This window comes from Verrucomicrobiota bacterium JB022, assembly GCA_030673845.1.
In the GTDB taxonomy this organism is placed as follows: domain Bacteria; phylum Verrucomicrobiota; class Verrucomicrobiia; order Opitutales; family Oceanipulchritudinaceae; genus WOUP01.
This window is the reverse complement of sequence record JAUTCQ010000012.1, coordinates 405,537-423,573: the sequence shown is the minus strand read 5'-3', so window position 1 is coordinate 423,573 and position 18,037 is coordinate 405,537. Positions and strand designations below refer to the sequence as shown.

General features: G+C 63.9%; 18 protein-coding genes and 1 tRNA gene. 3 read left to right on the top strand and 16 right to left on the bottom strand.

Going from position 1 to position 18,037, the window contains the following annotated elements:
- Positions 1-26: 26 nt before the first annotated feature.
- Positions 27-1,040 (bottom strand): hypothetical protein, encoded by a 1,014-nt coding sequence (locus Q7P63_08585; GenBank protein ID MDP0500145.1) that lies wholly within the window; start codon positions 1,038-1,040, stop codon positions 27-29.
- 135 nt (positions 1,041-1,175) lie between these two features.
- On the opposite strand from Q7P63_08585, the gene Q7P63_08580 reads away from it, so the two are divergent.
- A tRNA-Phe gene (locus Q7P63_08580) sits at positions 1,176-1,251 on the top strand.
- Positions 1,252-1,453: 202 nt separating this feature from the next.
- On the opposite strand, the gene fabB is transcribed toward Q7P63_08580, so the two are convergent.
- From fabB to Q7P63_08560, 4 genes are all read right to left on the bottom strand, one after another.
- Complete coding sequence (gene fabB / locus Q7P63_08575; GenBank protein MDP0500144.1) at positions 1,454-2,674, bottom strand: beta-ketoacyl-ACP synthase I; 1,221 nt, start codon at positions 2,672-2,674, stop codon at positions 1,454-1,456.
- A gap of 85 nt (positions 2,675-2,759) precedes the next feature.
- The gene (gene fabA, locus Q7P63_08570; GenBank protein MDP0500143.1) at positions 2,760-3,278 is read right to left on the bottom strand and encodes a bifunctional 3-hydroxydecanoyl-ACP dehydratase/trans-2-decenoyl-ACP isomerase; all 519 of its coding nucleotides are present in this window, start codon (positions 3,276-3,278) and stop codon (positions 2,760-2,762) included.
- Positions 3,279-3,298: 20 nt separating this feature from the next.
- Complete coding sequence (locus Q7P63_08565; protein ID MDP0500142.1) at positions 3,299-4,480, bottom strand: hypothetical protein; 1,182 nt, start codon at positions 4,478-4,480, stop codon at positions 3,299-3,301.
- Positions 4,481-4,559: 79 nt separating this feature from the next.
- Complete coding sequence (locus Q7P63_08560; protein MDP0500141.1) at positions 4,560-5,228, bottom strand: hypothetical protein; 669 nt, start codon at positions 5,226-5,228, stop codon at positions 4,560-4,562.
- A gap of 61 nt (positions 5,229-5,289) precedes the next feature.
- On the opposite strand from Q7P63_08560, the gene Q7P63_08555 reads away from it, so the two are divergent.
- Positions 5,290-7,188, top strand: a complete 1,899-nt coding sequence (locus Q7P63_08555) for a GNAT family N-acetyltransferase (protein ID MDP0500140.1) — start codon at positions 5,290-5,292, stop codon at positions 7,186-7,188.
- Positions 7,189-7,313: 125 nt separating this feature from the next.
- On the opposite strand, the gene Q7P63_08550 is transcribed toward Q7P63_08555, so the two are convergent.
- The 11 genes from Q7P63_08550 to Q7P63_08500 all read right to left on the bottom strand — a co-directional run bounded on the left by Q7P63_08550 (position 7,314) and on the right by Q7P63_08500 (position 17,157).
- Positions 7,314-8,225, bottom strand: coding sequence for a 4-hydroxythreonine-4-phosphate dehydrogenase PdxA (locus Q7P63_08550; GenBank protein ID MDP0500139.1), 912 nt, complete (start codon positions 8,223-8,225; stop codon positions 7,314-7,316).
- Complete coding sequence (gene lpxA, locus Q7P63_08545) at positions 8,218-9,036, bottom strand: acyl-ACP--UDP-N-acetylglucosamine O-acyltransferase (protein MDP0500138.1); 819 nt, start codon at positions 9,034-9,036, stop codon at positions 8,218-8,220. Before lpxA ends, Q7P63_08550 begins: the two co-directional genes overlap by 8 nt.
- Positions 9,037-9,407: 371 nt before the next feature.
- Positions 9,408-10,208 (bottom strand): alpha/beta fold hydrolase, encoded by an 801-nt coding sequence (locus Q7P63_08540; GenBank protein MDP0500137.1) that lies wholly within the window; start codon positions 10,206-10,208, stop codon positions 9,408-9,410.
- A gap of 86 nt (positions 10,209-10,294) precedes the next feature.
- A complete protein-coding gene (locus Q7P63_08535) occupies positions 10,295-11,656 on the bottom strand; it encodes a tetratricopeptide repeat protein (protein ID MDP0500136.1) in 1,362 nt (453 codons plus the stop codon).
- A gap of 14 nt (positions 11,657-11,670) precedes the next feature.
- Entirely contained in the window at positions 11,671-12,348 is a 678-nt protein-coding gene (locus Q7P63_08530) for a hypothetical protein (protein MDP0500135.1), read from the bottom strand.
- Between the two features lie 6 nt (positions 12,349-12,354).
- The gene (locus Q7P63_08525; GenBank protein MDP0500134.1) at positions 12,355-12,762 is read right to left on the bottom strand and encodes a biopolymer transporter ExbD; all 408 of its coding nucleotides are present in this window, start codon (positions 12,760-12,762) and stop codon (positions 12,355-12,357) included.
- Positions 12,762-13,169 carry a biopolymer transporter ExbD gene (locus Q7P63_08520; protein MDP0500133.1) on the bottom strand — a complete coding sequence of 136 codons (408 nt, stop codon included), beginning with the start codon at positions 13,167-13,169 and terminating at the stop codon, positions 12,762-12,764. Before Q7P63_08520 ends, Q7P63_08525 begins: the two co-directional genes overlap by 1 nt.
- A gap of 15 nt (positions 13,170-13,184) precedes the next feature.
- Positions 13,185-13,853: a MotA/TolQ/ExbB proton channel family protein gene (locus Q7P63_08515; protein MDP0500132.1), complete on the bottom strand. Its 669-nt coding sequence runs from the start codon at positions 13,851-13,853 to the stop codon at positions 13,185-13,187.
- Positions 13,840-15,282 carry a MotA/TolQ/ExbB proton channel family protein gene (locus Q7P63_08510; GenBank protein ID MDP0500131.1) on the bottom strand — a complete coding sequence of 481 codons (1,443 nt, stop codon included), beginning with the start codon at positions 15,280-15,282 and terminating at the stop codon, positions 13,840-13,842. Before Q7P63_08510 ends, Q7P63_08515 begins: the two co-directional genes overlap by 14 nt.
- 5 nt (positions 15,283-15,287) lie before the next feature.
- Positions 15,288-16,067, bottom strand: a complete 780-nt coding sequence (locus Q7P63_08505; GenBank protein ID MDP0500130.1) for a DUF3450 family protein — start codon at positions 16,065-16,067, stop codon at positions 15,288-15,290.
- Positions 16,068-16,089: 22 nt separating this feature from the next.
- Entirely contained in the window at positions 16,090-17,157 is a 1,068-nt protein-coding gene (locus tag Q7P63_08500; protein MDP0500129.1) for a FecR domain-containing protein, read from the bottom strand.
- Positions 17,158-17,401: 244 nt separating this feature from the next.
- Here Q7P63_08500 and Q7P63_08495 point away from each other — a divergent pair, with 244 nt between their 5' ends.
- The gene (locus tag Q7P63_08495; protein ID MDP0500128.1) at positions 17,402-17,995 is read left to right on the top strand and encodes an RNA polymerase sigma-70 factor; all 594 of its coding nucleotides are present in this window, start codon (positions 17,402-17,404) and stop codon (positions 17,993-17,995) included.
- The last annotated feature ends 42 nt before the right edge of the window (positions 17,996-18,037 follow it).

Here is an 18,037-nt window from a genome sequence, read left to right as displayed (position 1 = left end):
ATTGCAAATCCCTTATGCGCGGCAGCCTACGCCCCTGGTGCCTTGGGGGAGGCGAGGGCGGCTTCGATTTCCGTCCGCAGGGCAAGATCGGCTGGCTGCAGGGCGCGGGCCTTGAGGAAGCACTGACGCGCCGGCAAGGTGGTGCGCAACATTTGCGGGTTGGCGCTCAAGGCCCGCCCGGTCGTGAGCAACGCCCGCGCGAGGTTGTGCGACAGGCGTGCGATGATGGCGTCGGGGTCGAGCGTGTCGGTATAGCCCCAGACAGGGGAGGCGGTGCGCGCCTTGGCCAAGGCTGCCTCGTAAAAAGGCGGGGCGAGGGCCGTCTGCCCACTGGCGACGAGCTTGTTGCCCACCGCTTCGAGCGCTCGCACGCTCCAAGCCTCGCCTTTCAGAACCTCGCCCAGCGGCCCCGGGTTTTCCGTGCGGGCCGTCGCGGCCTCCGTCAGCCAACGTGCGCTCTCAGGAGCGTCCTGGCGCTCGGCGGCGGCAAAGCGCTGCAAGGCCCATTGCTGGTAAGCCTCCACCAGTGCCGCGCTCGTGGCAAAGAGCCCCAGACGGTCGGCCTCGCTCCAAAGCTCCTCCGGCTCTTCGACTTCGCCCGACTGCCAGTGCTGGAGCAGGTCGGCTTGCCAAAGCTCGCGCGCCTCGGCCCGGTGGGGAGAGCCTGCAGGCGTGAGCGCGACCAGGGTGGCCCACATACGCTCGGCATTATCGCGTCGGCCAGTCGCCAGTTGCTCGCCGATGGCCGACGGCAGCCATGCCGCCAGCTTGCCTTGCAGCTCGTCGCGCTCGGTGGGGCTGAGCCCGGCCGGCGTATCCTGCAGCAGCTCGGCGGCGCGGGCGGAGGCCAGGCTGGGTTGTTCAGCGGCCAATGCATCCAGCTCTGCCCACTGGGAGGAGGCTTCTGGTGCTTGGGCCGGGCGCGGGGTGGTTGTCGCTGGGGCAGGGGCCGTCGCTGCCTCTTCATCCGGGCGGGTGTAAAACCAGATGGCAAAGACGATCAGGACGAGGCCGACAAAGAGGGAAAAGAAACGCGACATGGCGATAAACTCCGGGCGACAGCCTGACCTGCTGGAGCAGGGGTGGCAATGCTGGATTATTTTCGCACTTTTTAGAAAAGAACGATTGACGAAGCTGCGCCGAGATACATGGTAAGTGTTTTCGCTTAACGCGAAGGCTGGGTAGCTCAGTTGGTAGAGCGGAGGACTGAAAATCCTTGTGTCGGCGGTTCGATCCCGCCCCTAGCCACCACTTTGCCACCAACGACTTACAAGTCTTGGTGGCTTTTTTGTGCACGTTTCTCCGACCTTGTCGCGAAGCTCTGCATTTAACATCTACCGCAGAGAAAGGATGGGCATTACAGGCGGTAGATGAGGCGTCTTTAGCCTGTAAAAAAGCCCGCTGGTCGTGATCGACACAGCGGGCGATAAATATCTGTGCTCTCGGAACGGCGCTACACGCTTTGCACGATGAGGCAGCCGTTGGTGCCGCCAAAGCCGAAGCTATTCGTCAGCACGCGCTTGAGCTTGGCCTCGCGGGCTTCGCGCACGATCGGGTAGGGGGCTGCCGCCGGGTCGAGTTCCTCGATGTGGGCGCTGCCGCAGATGAAGTCGTTTTGCATCATCTGGAGGCAGTAGACCGTTTCCTGGGCACCGGTGGCGCCGAGGCTGTGGCCAGTCAGGGACTTGGTGGAGCTGATCGGGGGGATCTTGTCGCCAAAAACCTGGCGGATCGCCTGCAGCTCGGTAATGTCGCCCGCCGGGGTGCTCGTGCCGTGGGTGTTGATGTAGTCGATCGGGCCGTCGACCGTCTCCATCGCCATCTTCATGCAGCGCACGGCTCCTTCGCCGCTGGGGGCGACCATGTCGGCACCGTCGCTGTTGGCGGCATAGCCCACCACTTCGGCATAGATCTTGGCGCCGCGGGCCTTGGCGTGCTCGTAGTCTTCGAGCACCAGCATGGCTCCGCCGCCGGCGGCCACAAAGCCGTCGCGATTGACGTCGTAGGGGCGGCTGGCGGTGGCGGGCGTGTCGTTGTATTGGGTGGAAACGGCGCCCATTGCGTCAAAGAACGCGGTCAACTCAGCCGATTCCTCCTCACCGCCGCCGGCAAAGATCACGTCTTGCTTGCCGAGCTGGATCTGCTCGTAAGCCGCGCCGATGGTATGGATACTGGTGGCGCAGGCGCTGGTGATGGAGTAGTTGATGCCCTTGATCTGGAACGCGGTGGCGAGGTTGGCCGCCACGGTGTTACCCATGATACGGGGGACCCGGAAGGCGCCAATGCGGCGAACACCTCGCTCTTGCAGGGTCGCCCAGCCTTCGATCTGGTTGAAGGGCGAGCCACCGCCGGAGCCGGCGATAACGCCCGTGCGGGGGTGGGAGACGACATCGGCATCTAGGCCGCTGTCTTCCACCGCTTGTTGCATGGCCAAGTAGGCAAAGAGGGCGGCGTCGCCCATGAAGCGGCTCAGCTTGCGATCTACGGATGCCACGAGGGCGTCGTAGTCCTTTACTGTGCCGGCGACGTGGGTGCGCAGTCCTTTGTTTGCGTAGTCGGCTTTATATTCGATGCCAGAGCGGCCTTCTCGCAGCGATTCCAGGACGGACGCTGCGTTGTTTCCCAAAGGAGAGATGATCCCGAGGCCGGTGATGACGACTCGACGTGCTTGCATAGGAAATTTCGATTTTTGGGAAGCGATTGCGATAACAGGGGGAGCGAGACCTATAAATATGCCAGAAATGTGGGCGGGCTCAACCCTACAGCTTCGGTTCTTCCGCAAAGACGCAGGCTCGCAGGCCGTGGGCTACGTAGATGACTTGATCGTCGCACTCCACCGTGCCGTCGGCCACCGCCAGCTTCATCTTGCCGTTGAGCACGCGCTTGATGTCGAGGCGGTAGCGGACGTGCTTGTTTTCCGGCATCACTTGGCCGGTAAACTTCACCTCGCCGACGCCGAGCGCGCGGCCTTTGCCGGAGTGGCCCGACCAGGTGATGAAAAAGCCGACCAGCTGCCAGAGGGCGTCGAGGCCCAGGCAACCCGGCATCACCGGATCGTCCTTGAAGTGGCAGTCGAAGAACCAGAGATCGGGCTGTATGTCGAGCTCGGCCACCAGCTCGCCCTTCCCGTATTTACCGCCCTCGTGGGAGATGTGCGTGATGCGGTCGAACATCAGCATCGGGGGCAGGGGCAGGCGGGCGTGGCCCGGTTGCAACAGCTTACCGTATCCGCAGGCGATCAGGTCGTCGCGGCTGAAAGAATTCCTGGACTCGTTCATGCTCAAGGAGGGGCGGGCGCTTAAAATGCCACGCCGAAGCCAGTTTTCACATACATTTGCGAGCCGAGGTCAACGTCTACGTTGTAATCATCGACTGCCATGTTGAAGTTGCCGCTCGATTGATACTGCACGCCGCTGTAGAAATTCACGCGCTCATTGAGCTGGTAGGCGGCCTTGGTTTCCACGTAGCCACCGAAGAGCACATCGCTGTTGCGCTCCTTCGTCAGGCCGGTTGTACCGACTTGGCCGAGGCCTTCGATATTGAGAAACTCGATCGCATCGAGCGTGCCCGAGTAGTAGGTGCTGCTGACGCCGGCGGCAAAGTTGAGGCTGATGCGCTTCGTGAGGTCGAGATTGTAGGTCGGCCCGAGGCGGAAGGAGAACATGCTCGAGCGGAATCGGATGTCGCCATCGACGGTATGGGTATAGTCATCGAGCTGATCGGGCGTCATGCCACTGATCAGATCCGGATTGAGCGAGACGAAAGTCTTGTCTTTGTCGTCGCGGATGTCGTCACCGTTGTAGGGCTTCTTGCCATCCTTGGCATCATTGTCAGGGAGTGCAGCCAAGTCGTCTCCCGTCAGCTCGTAAAGATACTTGGTGCCGCGCAAGCCAGCGTCGACGCTGTCGTTAAAGTCGCTGTCGAACCCGCTGAAGTTGAAGCCTGCCGTCCACCCGAGGCCCTTTTTCTCGGAGAGGAAGCGTTTGTAGTTCAGGTCGAAGCCCATGCCCGAGGAGCCGTCACCCTTGTAAGAAGCATCGGAAGCAACGGAGCCGAAGTTGTGTAAGGCGAGGTTGTCCTGATTCTCAAGGCTCGGGTCGACCTGTCGGTCCTCTTTATAGCCGAAGTAACCGGTCTTGCCGTCCTTGGGGCGCTCACGATAGCTGAAGCCATCGACAGTCTTCACAATGTAGTCCTGCCCCACGTGACCGTCGGCAAATTTGTCGTAGCGTCCCGGGTCGAGGTCGCCCTGAGAGGGGCGAGCCCCGCCGTTTTCTTCCTCGTAAATGGTCGGGACGGCGATATTGCCCAGGCCGCCGAAATTGACGTCGGGGGCGAGCATGTAGCTGTGACCGATTTCGAGTTGCCCCAGGGAAGGCTTGGCCTGTGGCAAGCGGAAATAGTTGGGGTCTTGCGCGAAGAGGGGGGCGGCTAACAGGCTGCAGCCGGCGGAAATCCAGATCTGATGGGCGAAACGCATGTACTGTCGGTTGACGTTTACGGGGCCGGTCGACGGCTTGAGTAGGTTAATCCCGACAATGCTCCCGAGTTGCACCCTGTCAATCCCTTGCCGCCTTCACCGCTAGTTTCAGCAGCGCAAGTGAATTCCAGTAGGCGCTAATCCTCAAATTTTGAACATTCCCGCGCGCGTAAATGGCGATCTGGCAGAGGTCTTCGCCTTCTATCAACGTTGGGCGCAGGCGTTGCAGCACTTTCGGCTGTGCAGTGGCCCACGGTTGCCCGGTTCTCTGGGCCAAAGTGGCAGGGGAGGGCGGTTCGGCATCCAGCGGCACGACCACGATATTCACCTCGGGCGCCACCTGGTCTCGCAAAGCCATCAACTCCGGGAGGCGATCCGCAAGTGTTGCGGCTTGGGCCGCGTCGGCATCGTGCCACGGGGTAAAGATGACGATGGCGGGGCCGGCGACCACCTCGGCCCAATCCACCCGCTGGCCTTGGGCGTCTACGACCGCTTCGGGGCCGACTCCGGCGGGCCAGAACTCCTGCCACACGCCTTCATGCTCCGTCCAGCTCCAGCGGGTGCCGGGGGCCAAGGCGGCGGCTTCGGCTGGAGCCACGTGGCCAATCCGGCTTTGCCCCATTGCATCCTGGACCCACAAGGTGCGGCTGGCGGCGTCGGCGAGTACGACCGTGCCCTCCTGCCGTTGAGCGCATGCCCATGTCGTCAGGACGGTTGCCAGCGCCCAACCGATGAGCTTCGACCGCATTGAGGCATCGAAAACGTTGCGATTTCCCGCCGCAAGCTGTAACCGTTTAACGACTCGCGCGATGCCTATCTCGGTGCAGCTTCCTCCTCCGCCCGACTGGCGGGACATCCTCCGCCCGGGCAGCCGGCTCTTCCTCGGCTCCGGTGCCGCCTGCCCGCATGCCCTGATGGATCAGTTGCTGCAGCAGGAGCGCTATTTCAACGACTTGCAGCTACACCAGACGCTGACGCTCGGGCCCGCCCCCTGGACCGAGCGTGCGCCCAGCCGCCAGTTTTCGGTCAACGCCTTCGTGCTCGACCCACGCCTGAGCGACCTCGTCAACGCCGGGCAAGACGACTATACGCCCGCCCATTCCTCCGAGATCCCGCAGATGTTGGAGGAGGGCATTATCGCGATGGATACGGCCCTGATCATGGTCTCGCCGCCGGATGCTTACGGGTATTGCTCGCTCGGGCCGTCGGTGGGGCTCCTGCCGGCCGTGCTGCGCGTGGCGCGGCGGGTGGTGGCGCAGATCAACCCCCGGATGCCACGCGTTGGCGGGCTCGCGCACGTTCCCGTTTCCAGCCTGCACTACGCGATCCAGCACGAGGCGCCGCTGCCAGAGCTGCCCGCGCCGGAGCAGACCCCCGCGCATCGGCAGATCGGCTACTTTGCCGCCCAACTGATCGACGATGGCGACACGATCCAGACGGGCGTGGGGGCCGTCGGCAATGCCGCCCTGCAAGCCCTCCGCCAGCACCGCCACCTCGGTTTTCACAGCGAGTTGATGGGCGATGCGGCGCGCGAACTCTTCGAGCAGGGGGTGATCGACAACAGCCGCAAACGCCTTCTGCCGGGCAAGCTGGTGGCCACGGCGCTGCTCGGCTCGCAGGCGCTCTACGACTTTGCCGACGGTAATCTGCACCTCGACCTCCGCTCGGCTGAATTTGTCAACCACCCGCAAAACATCGCCCGCAACGACCGGGTGGTAGCCGTGAACAGCGCCTTGCTGGTCGACCTCACTGGCCAGGTGGCGATGGACAGCGTGCAAGGCAAGTTCCGCGCCGGCATCGGCAGCCAGATCGACTTTATCCGCGGTGCCGCCATGTCGCGCCGGGGGCGGCCAATCATCGCGCTACCCTCCACCTGGGTCGACGATCAGGGGCAACGGCGTTCCCGCATCGTGGCGCAAATGCCGCCGGGCGCGGGCGTGGGCATCAACCGGGCCGACATCCATTACGTCATCACCGAATATGGAATTGCGACCCTGCGCGGCCGGTCGATCCAGGAGCGCGTGCAGGAGCTGATCGAGATCGCGCACCCGGATTTCCGTGAAGAGCTGCTGCGCGATGCCCGCCAGCACAACTTCGTGCCGCCGTATTTCCAGCTCTCCCCGCCGGTGGCCGAACACGATTCGAGCCTGCTTCAGCGGAGCAAGCTGCGCCTGCGCGACGGAATCGACTACGTGCTGCGCCTGCTCAACCCTTCGGACGGTCGCCGCCTGCAGGAGTTCTTTTACTCGCACACCGAGGAGACGATCCTGCGCCGCTACGGCTTTACTGTTACCCGCATGACCCGCGAACGGGCCTTCGAACTGGTGGGGGTCGATCAAAACCGCGACCTCGCGCTGGGGCTGTTCGAGCTGCAGGGGCCGCGTCAGGTCATCCACGCCGTGGGGCGCTATTACCTGGAGCGCGACGGCCTGAGCGCCGAAATGGCCTTTGTCGTGCGCGAGAAAAAGCGCCGCCTTGGAATGGCCCGATTGTTGATCGAGCGCCTGATCGCGGTCGCGAAGTCACGCGGCTTGCACAAATTATGGGCCCGCGTCGACCGCGACAACGAAGCCATGCTGGCCCTCTTCCGCCGCTTCGGCGCCCGCGAAGTGCCCGGCGAAAGCCTCGACGAGCTGCGCGTCGAAATCCCGCTCACCAGCGGCGACGCTCAACCGCCAGCCAAGCCTGACTACATCCGGCATAAATAAAAGAGAATTTTGGGCCTCACGCCAAGGCGCAGAGTCGCTAAGGTTTCTCAAGTAATCTCTGTGGGAGGGCTGAAATTCTATCTTCTTTGCGGCTCAGCGGCTTAGCGTGAAAATCCTTCAAGCGCTTACCTCGTCAGCCTACGCGCGACTTCCACTGCGTGGGCGAAGCTGCGGGTGCTGGCGAGGCCCTTGCCAGCCAGGTGAAAAGCGGTTCCGTGGTCGGGGCTGGTGCGGACGTAGGGCAGCCCCAGCGTCACGTTGACCGCCGTGTCGAACTCCAGCGTCTTGAGCGGCCCGAGACCTTGATCGTGGTAGAGGGCGACGACTACGTCGAATTCGTCCCGCAGCGCGCGGAAAAAGACGGTGTCGCCCGGCAAAGTGCGGGAGAGGCCAGGGAAGCGGTTGCGCAGCTCGTCCAGGCGCGGGTCGATCCAGTCGACCTCTTCGCGACCGAGCATCCCACTTTCGCCGGCGTGGGGGTTCAGGCCGCACACCGCAATGCGCGGCTGCTCGACGCCATAGCCCCGCGCCAGCCAGTCCGCCCGCTCGACGGCCCGCGTCAACAAGCCCGGGTTGTCGTGCAAGAGCTGGCCCACTTGCATGATTGGGTCGTGCCAAGTGGCAAGCACCAGCCGCAGGCGTTCGCCGACGAAGGCCATGCTCGGCTCACCACCCCAGGCGGCGGCAAAAAACTCAGTCTGGCCGGGGTGGGGGTAGCCGATGCTCTGCAGCAGCCCCTTTGCGATGGGGCCCGTCACCACGCCCCGGAAGCGCCCGTCGATGCAGCCCTGCGCGGCCACTTTCATCGCCTGCCAGGCCACCACCGCGCCGTCGCGGTTAGGCTCGCCGGGGGTGAGGGCAAAGTCTTCCGGCCCCACCGCCTCGCCCGCCACCGGCAGATCGCTCAGCCAGTCCGCCGGCCCGAGCACCACGATGTCGTCGCGTTGATCGGCGGGCAGCTCCGCCAGCCAGCTTTGAATGATCTCCGGGCCGACACCTGCCGGGTCGCCACAGGTAAGGGCAAGGGGCTTACTCATCAATTTCTTCCTCCGGTCCGGGCGAGAGGCGGCGTGCCGGGCGCACGAAGCCGCGTTTGCCGCCCGCGAAAAATTCCAGGAAACGCTCGCCTTCGGGCGTCTGGGCCAGCCGATCCTTGCGGGCGGCTTCGGCGTAGCTCTTCGGGTTGCCGCCGTCGAAGTAGACGGCGCGGTAGAGCTTCTTCAGGTCGCGAATCGCTTCGAGGCCGAAGCCGCGCCGCTTGAGCCCCACGAGGTTGAAGCCGCTCAGCTCGTCCCGCTCGGCCACGAGGCAAAACGGTGGCACGTCGCGCGTAAGGCGAGAGACGCCGCTCACCATCACGCTCTCGCCGATACGGATAAACTGGTGCAGGGCCGCGCCGCCGCCGATGAAGGCAAACGCGCCGATCTCGACAAAGCCGCCCATCATCACGTTGTTGGCGAGGATCGCCTTGGTGCCCACCTTACAGTCGTGGGCCACATGGCTGTAGGCCATCAGGAAGGCGTCGTCGTCCACCCAGGTAAATTGACCGGCCTGCGTTGCGCGGTGGATCGTCACCCCTTCGCGCACCGTTACGCGGTCGCCCAGGCGCACACCGCTCGGCGTCTTCGGGTCGAAGCGCAAGTCCTGCGGCAGTCCGCCTACGACCGCGTGCGGGAAGATGTGGCAGCCTTGACCGAGAATCGTGCCGCTGCGGACCATCGCGTGCGCTTCGATCACGCAATTCGGGCCGATCTCGACCCCGTCTTCGATCACCGCATACGGGCCGACCGTCACGCTTGGGTCGACCCGCGTGGCCTCATGAATCACCGCCGTGGCATGAAAAGACATACCGGCTAGTGTGACGCCTGCGGCGGCTGGGCGGAAGGAGAAAGTTGCGGTATCCTGGTGTCTCATTGAGCAGCCCCTGCCTGGGTGGCACCGCCTCCGGGGTGCAAACTCCTGTAAGATTCAGTCCGGTGGTGTCGGACGCCAAGCGTCCTCAACCACCGGCTAGGTTGCTGGCATCCCTACGGGATGCTGCATTATCTAGCAAGCCAGAGGCTTGCCAGCTCTTAGCGCGGGGTTGAGATCCGCCATAGCGGATCGACACCCCGGGTTTTCTAAGGCCAAAACCGCACCCCGGAGGGGTGCCACTGTAGAGTGGACAAACGATCCGGACGAACCAGATTATGATCTTTCTTTATCCGATCAATGAGACACTAGCGCGCGAAGGCTTCGATCTGCTCGATGAAGGCGTCGACGTTGTCGAAGTGCACGTTGTGTCCGCTTTTGGGGATCACTTCCACGCGGGCTTGCGGGAAGTGCTGGCCGATCACGGGCAGGTGCGCGTCGCGGATAAAGCGGGAGTTCTCGCCCTTGAGGAAGAGGGTGGGGCCGTCGAAATGCTGGTCGGGCTCCAGGCCGGCGGCAAAGAGCGTGGGCAGCGCCGCTTCCAGCTCGGCGAGATTAACGGTCCAGATAAAGCCCTTCGTCTCGGGATCGCGGTCGAGGTTGGTCAGCAAAAACTGGCGAAAAGCCCAGTCCGGCACCTCGTCTTCCAGCTTCAGGGCCGCATCCCCCCGCGTCTTGAGGCTGCCGAGATCAAGGCGACGCATGGCGGCAAACTCGCGCTGCCAGCGCGGTGGAGATTCCACCGGCGAGATGTCGGCCACCGTCAGCGTGCGCACGCGCTCCGGATGCTCGCAGGCCAACCGCATGGCCGTCTTGCCCCCCATACTGTGGCCGACGAGGTGGACGGCGTCGAGGCCTTGGGCATCCAGCCACGCCACCACATCGGCCGCCATCGCGGCGTAATCCATGCCGTCGCGGTGGGGGCTCTGGCCGTGGTTGCGCAAGTCGAGCGCATACACATCGTATTGCTCGCCCAGGCGCTTGCCCACTTGCATCCAGTTGCGCGACGAGCCCAGCAGGCCGTGCAGCAAGACGAGCGGCGGATTGCCATTGCGCCCAAAGTCGCGGTGAAACAGCTCAACGGTTTCCATGCCCTCGATGGTATCCATGCATCTACCCGTGCCGCAGGTTGGGCGTATCTGCAAGTCTGCAGATCTGCTTCCTGCGGCAGGCCGTCGCTGGCGGGCACTCACTCCTACACCCCTTGCGCGGCGCGGCGGACCTGGTCGTAATAGCGCTGAATGCGGGGCTCTTCGCGGAGCTGCAGGGCCTGGTTGAGGCGTTCGGCTGCTTCGTCGTAGCGTTTGAGGCTCACCAGTAGCTGGGCGTGGCGCACGAGGGCATCGAAGCGATAGGCTTCGAGGCGCTGGGCCTGTTGCAGGCGCTCGAGGGCGGCGGCTTGCTCCCCGTGATTCCAGTGGTAGTCGGCCAGCTCAAGCAGGGCTTCGCCTTGGGTCCCGTCGAGGTTCACGATCTTGCGCAGCGTTTCGGTAGCTTCGGCCTCGTTGCCCTGGCGCCGCTGGATCTTGGCCTGCAGGGTCAACACATCCAGCTCGCGGTTGGCCGGGATCGTCGCGTGCTGCTGGATCTTTTGTAACAGGTCATAGGCTGGTTCCACCTCCTCGCTGCGCAAGAGCAGGCCCGCCATGCGCAAGGTCGGCTCAAAGGCCTGGTCGCCACTTTGGGCAATGGCTTCGGCGTAGCTCGACTGGGCAAGGGCGAAGAGGCCTTCGTTGAAGTAGATGTCGCCGAGCAAGGCCAGCGACGATGGGTCTCCGGGGGAGTAGACGCGCGCCATTTCGAGGGTCTTGGCGGCGGCAAGCGGCTGCTGAAGGGATACCTGGGCGTTGGCGATCAGCTTCCAGAGCACGGCATTGTCGGGGGCCTCGTCCAGCAACTGGCGGCAGAGGGTGATCGTGGCCTGATGGTCGCCGCTCTGGCTGAGCACCTGGACGAGTCCCATCTGCCAGTCGCGGTTGTCCGGGTCGAGCAGGTGGGCCTCGCGGTAGGCCTGCTCGGCGGCGAGGTAGTCCTGGCGATGGAGGAAGCAGTAGGCGAGCAGGCCGTAGAGGCGCGCTTCCTTGGCCCCCAGCTCGATGGCCTTGCTGAGGCTGCGGATGGCGTCGTCGTGCTGGTCGCGCTGGACTTCGAGCAGGCCGAGGTTCTGGTAGGCGCGGAGGAAATTCGGGTGCTTGCCGATGGCCTGGCGATACTGCTGCTGGGCGCGTTCGAGCTCGCCCGTCTGGAAGTAGAGGTTGCCGAGCACGAGGTTGAGCGCCGCGCTGCTTTGCTGGTTGATGGCTCCTTGCAGGTGCTGGGCAGCGGCTGGCAAGCTGGTCGACATCTGGTTGAGCGTTTCGCGCAGGGCGGTACGCTCGTCTTCGGTGATCTCCGGCTCGACGGCGGCGAGCACGCGGTAAGAACCGAGGAAGCCGGCCCGCCACTCAGGGTCGCGCACGAAGTCTGCCGATTGGGCAGGGGAGGCGTGGAAGAGGGAGGCGGAGCCCAGCAGGAGCAGGCTCAATGGGCGAAAGGAGCGCAGTTGGATCAGACGCATGAGAAAAGAGAGGTTTAGTTGATGGCGACGGGGATGGGGAGGATGGCCTTGGCGCGCACGGGCTTGCCGTCTTTGGTCGGCTTGGTGAAGCGGCGCTGGCGGATGTCTTCGATGATGGCCGAGATGACGGCGGCGGGCAGGTCGGATTGCTCGGCGCGGATGTCGACTACTTCGCCCTGCTCGTTGAGCAGGATGTAAGCTTCGACCGAGCCCTTGGTGCCGCGATAAGTGCGCAGGATCTGTTGCGGGAGGCGCAGCGGGCGGCGGTCGAGCATCTCCGGCGCCTGGTCGAGCATGCTGAAGTCGAGGATGTCCGCAGTCTTCAGCCCGGCACTTTGGCCAGAGACGGAGGCGAGCGAAAACCCGGCGGGGAGCAGGTTGGAGCCCTTGCCAGGGTTCAGCGCCACATCGAGCTGGCTGAGGCTGAGCGGCGGGGGCTCCAGCTTAAGCTCGGGTTCGAGTTCCTGTTGCTCAGGCTCGGGTTCGGGCTCCTCATCGGGCGGCTCGACTTCGGGCGGCGTGAACGAAAGCGTTTGCTCCTCGTAGCTCGGGCGCTCCGGTTCGGCGCCGCGGACGAGCAGCGCCACTGCCATCAGGAAAAAGAGCGAGACGGTGCAGATGGTGCCGAGCAGCAGGCCGAGCGAAAAATCGGTGCGCGCGGTCGGGGGTATAAAAGTGGCGGGCTTGGACATCGGGGCTCAGGACTCGTTGAGGGTCGCGATGCGGATACGGGTCGCGCCCGCGTTCTTGGCTTCGCTCCAGACTTGGGAGAACACGCTGTGGCTGGTCTCGCGGTCGGCCTGGATGATGACGGGCACGTCGTCGCCCTGCAGCAGCTGCCGCAGGCGCAGACGCACGCCGGAGACGCCGATTTCGCGCCCCGCGTAGATCACTTTGTCCTGGGCCGTGATCGCGATGATGATGCTATGGCGGTCGAGCGCCTCATCGGTCATAGCCTCGGGTTTCACCACTTCAACTTCCGGCGTTTCGACGAAGACGGTGGTGACGATGAAGAAAATCAGCAGGATGAAGATGCAGTCGATCATCGGCGAGAGGTTGATCTCGGCGGCTTCGTCTTCGGATTCGTGCAGAGGGCGGCGCGGCATCAGTTGAAAGTGGTAAAGCTGATCTTGGAAATACCGGCGGCGCGGGCAGCGTCCCATACCTCGACCAGCGTCTGGTGACGGGAGTCGCCGTGCGCCCGAATGGAGACGGTCGTCTCTTCGTCGATGCGCAGGTTGCCGAGGCGGTTGGCGAGCTGGGAGATGCTGAGCGGTGCCTGGTCGAGGCGGATCTGGTCGGCCGCAGTGATCTCGATCTGGATCGGGCGCGCGTCTTCTTGTGGCTGAGCGGCGGCAGCATCGGGCTTCATCATTTCAAAGCCCGTTTCATCGACGAAGACGGTGGTGACGATGAAGAAGATCAGCAGGATGAAAATGCAGTCGATCATTGGCGACAGGTCGATCCTGGTGTCGTCGCCGAGGTCGGATTCGAGGCGGTGCTTGCGTTTCATGGCGTGGGCGGCGGGTTAGCGCCGGGGCGGAGGCGAAAAGGCGTTGCCGACCGGGATCCTGGATTCGTGGCCGTTTTGATGAGGCAGCCCCTGCCGGTGGAAAGTGGAGAGCGTGATGGATTCGAGCTGCGCGATGCCGGCCTCCAGTTGCTGCCGCTGGCGGCGGATCAGCATCGAGAGGAAGAGCCCGGGCAGCGCGATGGTGAGGCCGGTGGCGGTGGTGATCAACGCCACGCGGATGCCGCTGGCCACCGTCTCCATCGACTCGCCCCCGCCGGAGGTCGCCAGCCCGAGAAAAGTCGAGAGCATGCCCAGTACGGTGCCGAGCAGGCCGAGCAGCGGCGCGGTGGTGATCATCGTCTCGATGTAGCGCACCCGGCGGTCGACCACGCCCACGATGTCGTCGCGGATCTCGTCGAAGCGGTGGCGGATGCCGTCGGCATGCGACGGATCGAGCCCGCGGGCGTATTCGATGATCTGGCGGGTGAGGCCGGGCGGCGCGGTGCGCAGATACTGGATCCACAAGGGCCAGTCGCTTTCCGGCTCGCCCTGCAGACGGCAGCGCCAGGTAAAGATCAAGAGCTGATAGGCCTGCGTGTAGATCGCGAGCGAGAGGCCGCCCAGGGCGATCATCACCCAGCCGCCGCTCTGCCAGATGCCCCAGACTTGCTCAAACAGTTTCATGGCTCGACACCCGCTTGATCGCGTGCGGCTGACGGGCCGCCTTCTGTTTCAGCAATTCTGCGCCGTTGAGGAATGCGACGGCCGTCTGTTCGAGCAGGCCGAGGCGGCGCTTGGCCATGCGGGAGAGGGCCCCATGGATCAGCAAGACGGGGATGGCGACGATCAGGCCCAGCGCGGTCGTGACGAGGGCTTCGGAGATACCGGAGGAGAGGCTCTTGGCGTCGCCGGTGCCGAAGATCGTGATCAGGTTGAAGGTCTTGATCATCCCTACCACGGTGCCGAGCAGACCGAGCAGAGGTGCGGCGGCAGCCGTGAGCGAGAGGAAAGGCAGGAAGCGCTCGAGGGTGGGGCGGGTGTGCAATACGCGCTCGTACAGGAGCTCTTCCAGCAGCTCGCGCGGCTCGCGGTAGTGGTGCACACCCTCCACCATGATTTCGCCCGCGCGGCCCGGCACTTGTTGGGCCCGTTTGAGGGCTGCGGTGCTGTCGCCCCGGTCGAGCTGTTCAAGTATCTCGTCGAGCGCCTTGGGCCGCTCCACATGCAGGCGGAGGATGTCGTAGATCTTGAACAGCGCGAGCAGGATGGCGCAGGTGCCCAGCACGATGATCACATAGCCGATCGGGCCGCCGTCTTCCACGTATTCGCCAATGCTCTTGGTGGCGGTGGCAATGCGGAGCGCGCGGCCATTGGTCGGGTCGAGCGGGATGGCGACGGCGTTGTCGGCAGACGCTGCGGTAAAGGTAAAGCGCTCCGTGCCGGGGATCGGCACCACGGTGGTGAAATTCGAGTTGAGGCGCTTTTCCACGATGCCAGACACCTTGCCGTCGGCACTCGCGAAGTAGACGGTCGGCCCGAGAGCCCAGAACGTGCCCTGGTGCAGCAGGCCGTCTTCGCTCAAGGCCTCGCCCGTGTAGGTGTAGCCGCCCTGTTGGTGGTCGAGCCGCTCGAAGGTCGTCTGCACGATCTGGAGCTGAGCCTCGCGCCGCTCCGGAGGGCTGAGGTTGACGTTATTGGGGGCAAGCTCGGCCTGGGCGATGGCTTCCTCGTAGAGCGGGATCTCACTGTAGTGGATCCACGACGAAAAATTGCCCACATACTCGCGCAGGCGGTCGTCGATAAAGTCGTTTTGCTGGCGGAGCTGATCCACCTGACGGCGCAAGGTCGCGAGGTCCACGTCGCGGCTGTCGTGCACGCGGCGCAGTTGGGCCAGCTCACCCTCAAGGGCCACCAGCTGCTCCTGCAAGTCGCTGACTTCGCGGGAGAGCGGCTGCTTTTGCTCGGCGGTCTCTTGGCGGAGCTGCGAAAGCTCTTGCAGGCTGGCCTCGACGCGCGCCTGGGCGCTCTGTTGGGCCGACGCACCCGTAGCTTGGGCAGCCACGGAGATGCTGCCCAAGGCAAGGCAGCCGGAAAGTAGGAAAAAGCGATACATGGTGCTTAACGGACGGAGTCGGCAGGGAAGGGGATGGGCAGCGAGACAAAGCGGGCTTCATCGGTATTGCCCTCGGCCATTTCGATGATCTGAAGCGTTTCGCGCTGATGGTCTTGCAGGCGCTCGAACTGCCAGGCGCCTGCTTCGCTCGGTCGGCCAAAGTAGGTGGCGTGCCCGCTGGCGTCGGCGGAGATGGCGAAGGCGTAGCCCCAGTAGAGCGTATCGGCCTGCACGCCCGAGCCGTCTTCCAGCTCGCGAATCTCGTAGGTCAGCGTAAGACTCTGGTTGAACTTGGCCGCTTCGGAAAGCACCCCTAGCAGCGTCACCAGGCGCTTGCCCACTTCGACATCGCTGGCGTTGGGGCGATCGGGGATCTGGACCAGCAGCTTGGCCAGCTTTTCCTGCAAGGGCGGCGGAAAGGTTTCGACGCGTTGCTTCAGCTGCGCCTCAAAGCCGGCCAGTTGGTGGGCGAGCGCGGCGGAGGATGCTTCGAGCCGGGTCTGCTCCTGCACGAGGGAGACGCGTTCGTCGTTGAGCGCTTCGGCCTCGTGCTTGAGTTCGGCAATCGTATCCTCCAACGCATCGACGCGCTGGCGCAACAAGTCGCGGGTCGCGGCGAGCATCTCCAGGTCGGCCTTGGCTTCGCTGCGCTCGGCTGAGATGATGCGCTCGGTCTCGACCCATTTGTCGATCAGGCGCTGCGTTTCGGTTAAATGTTCGGCCTGTGCGAGGGCCAGCGGACTCGCGGCGCAGAGGCACAGGAACGGCAAGAGGTTCGGTTTCATGGCGAGGAATCGCGGGATAAGGCTAGCGCACCGCCGGTTGGCGCGGCCGCAGGATGACTTTTTCGAGGCGGTGCTCGTCTTGGATCAGCTGATAGTCCAGCCCGCCGGTGAGGCGGAGGACCTGGAGGATTTCTTCGAGGGGTTCTTCGCCGAACTCGGCCCGGATGCGCATGGAGCCGGCCGTCTCGCCGTCGATTTCCATGTCCACGCCAAAACGGCGCTCCAGAGCCTGGGCCACTTCGGCCAAGGGCATGTCTTCAAAGATCAGGCGGTTGAAGCGCCAGGCGCCTACCGTGCGTACGTCGACGGTCTCGACTTCCGAACGCAGCGTGCGCGTATCGAGGGCCAGCGCCGTGCCCGGTTGCAGGATCACGGGGTCGCTCGACCAGCTTTGTGGCGTGCGGGGTGGCGTAACGGCGACGCGGCCCTCGACGAGCGTCACCACATGGCGCGGCATTTCGGCGTAGGTTTGCACGTTGAAGCGCGTGCCCAGCACCTGAGTGCGTAGCTCGCCGGCTTCGACGATAAAGGGGTGGGCGGGGTCGTGCGAGACTTCGAAAAACGCTTCGCCGTCGAGGCGCACCAAACGCTCTCCATTGCCAAAATCGCTGGGGAACGAGATGCGGCTGTCGGCGTTGAGGTAGATGCGCGACCCGTCGGCCAAAGTCAGCATCGAGGTTTGCCCGAGCGGATTCTGGCGATGGACCCATTTGACCGGGGCGGCATCGCTGCCCCCCACGCCCTGCAGCAAATAAAAGGTAGCGATCAGGAGCAGACAGGCCGCGAGGCCGAGGGCGGCGAGCGGGGCGCCGGCGTAAGACCAGCGACGATGAGTGCGGCGAGGCTTGCTAGGGGCTAGCCGCTCTTGCGCAAAGCGCGCGTAAGCTTCGTCGGCATCGAAGGTGGGAGCGGCCTCAAGGCTTTCTTCCGTCAATCCGTTCCAGGCCGCTTCCAGGCCGGTAAAATACGCCTGTTTGGCCGGGTCGCGCAGTGCTTCCACCAAGTGGCGACGGTCCTCGCTCGACGCTTCTCCTGAGAGGTAGCGCAAGCACAGGGCCGTAAACTCGTCATGTTCTCTACCATTTTCCATCGGCGTATTTTGGGAGAGGTCGACAACTTGCCGGGCGATCTACCAACGGCTCCGTGTTACATTTGCGTGGCGATGTGACAATTCGACGGCTAAAGCGATTGCGATTGACCGGAGCATACCCGTCTCGCTGATCATAGAGCCGAAACAAGGCCTGCTTGCCCTTGCCTGCAAGCCGTTGGGCCTGTGCGGGAGCCTCAGGGCTTTCGCTGCCCTTTTTCCTCACGAACCCCCCATTTCCCCTCCTATGAAGGAAGCTTTGGAGAAACGGAACCACGCTCAGCAGACGCTGACGGACGAAGTTTTGGTCGAGCTGCTCGCCTCCGGTAATGAAGAAGCGCTCCGGGCCATCTTTACCCGCTATTACCAACCGCTGGCCCGATTTGCCTACACGATCGTGCAGCGGCGCGATTTGGCGGAAGAAGCCGTCGCCAACGTCTTCCAAACCTTGTGGACGCGCCGCAAGCTGCTCTCGATCCAGAAGACGCTCAAGACCTACCTCTTCACCGCCGTGAAGAACCAGTCGATCGACCTCGTGCGGTTCTGCCGGCGTGAGCCGGTGACATCGCTCGACCATGTGAACCACGAAACGCTGCCGGCGGAGCACGAGCTACCCGGGGCGGGCGTTTACCAGGAGCTCGACCAGGAAATCCAGGCCTTGCTGGAGGCCATGCCTGTGCAGCGCCGCCTCGTGTTCCGCCTCAACCGCTTCGAAGGCATGCGCTACCGCGAAATCGCCCGCGTGATGGGCATTTCCGAGCGCACGGTGCAAAACCATATGGTGCTCGCGATGAAACAGATCGCCCCCGAGCTGCCCCGTCTGCGCGAGATCTTGAGCTGAAGCGCAGGCACTACGTTACGACCAGTTGTTGCCGTAATGTAA